Raw genomic sequence first — 1,033 nt, forward strand, 5'->3', positions numbered from 1 at the left:
GCCCATGCCGGCGATCGACGCGTCGAACCGGTCGACGCCCAGCGCGAGCGCGGCCAGGGCGTTGGCGAGGCCGAGGCCCCGGGTGTCGTGCAGGTGGATGCCGACGGAGCAGCCGGCGGCCGCGCGGGCGGCGGGAACCAGGGCGGCGACCGAGGCAGGGGTGGCCATCCCGGTGGTGTCGGCGAGGATGATTTCGTCGGTTCCGCAGTCGACCGCCCGGCCCACCAGGGCGGTGACGGCCTCGGCGGGGACATCCCCTTCGTACGGGCAGCCGAACGCGGTGGCGACGACGACGCTCAGCGGCACGGCGGCCGCGTGGGCGAGGCCGCTGACGGCCGACAGTCCGAGCAGCGACTCTTCGGCGGTCATCCGCACATTGCGGTGGTTGAAGGTGTCGCTGGCCGCCACGACGAACACCAGGCGGTCCACGCCTCCGGTGCCGAGCGCGCGTTCGGCACCGCGCTCATTCGGCACCAGGGCCTCGACGGACAGACCCGGTACGTCCTGTATCCCGCGGACGACCTCCTCGGCGTCGGCCATCTGCGGGACCGCGCGGGGGCTCACGAACGACACGGCCTCGATCCGGCGCAGGCCCCCGAGGGCGAGAGCGCGGACGAGGGCGACCTTGCCCTCGGTGGTCACCTCGGTGTCGATGTTCTGGAGGCCGTCCCGGGGGCCGACCTCGCGGATCTCGATCCGGGAGGGGAGCCGGTCCGGCCAGTCACCCGGTATCGGTGAGACGGCGGCGGGCGCGGTGGTGCGGTGGGCGGCCATGCGGTTTCCCTCGGGTGTGCGGGGATGCCGTGGCCGGTGTGGGCGGCCTGGCGGGGCAAATCTGAGACTAGATTCAGATTCAGAAATCTGCAAGGGTCGCCGATGGGGCGGGGGGATTGCGCCGAAGCGAAACTGACACTAGCTTCAGTTTCAGTTCGCTCGCTCGCGAAAGGACATCCCCTGTGGCTCCCCGTTCCGCCGCTGTCCTCCGGGAGGTCTCATGAGCCGTGCTCCCCTCGACGGCATCCGAGTCATCGAA

Annotated in this window: 1 protein-coding gene; it reads right to left on the reverse strand. The window is 71.5% G+C overall.

All coding sequences use genetic code 11. The features are described 5' to 3' along the window. Positions 1 to 774: hydroxymethylglutaryl-CoA lyase (locus ACMZ42_RS27320; RefSeq protein WP_415733471.1), on the reverse strand; the 774-nt coding region annotated here is incomplete at its 3' end. Positions 775 to 1,033 lie beyond the last annotated feature (259 nt).

It is taken from the genome of Lysinibacillus sp. NPDC056185, from assembly GCF_047737915.1.
Lineage (GTDB): Bacteria > Bacillota > Bacilli > Bacillales_A > Planococcaceae > Lysinibacillus.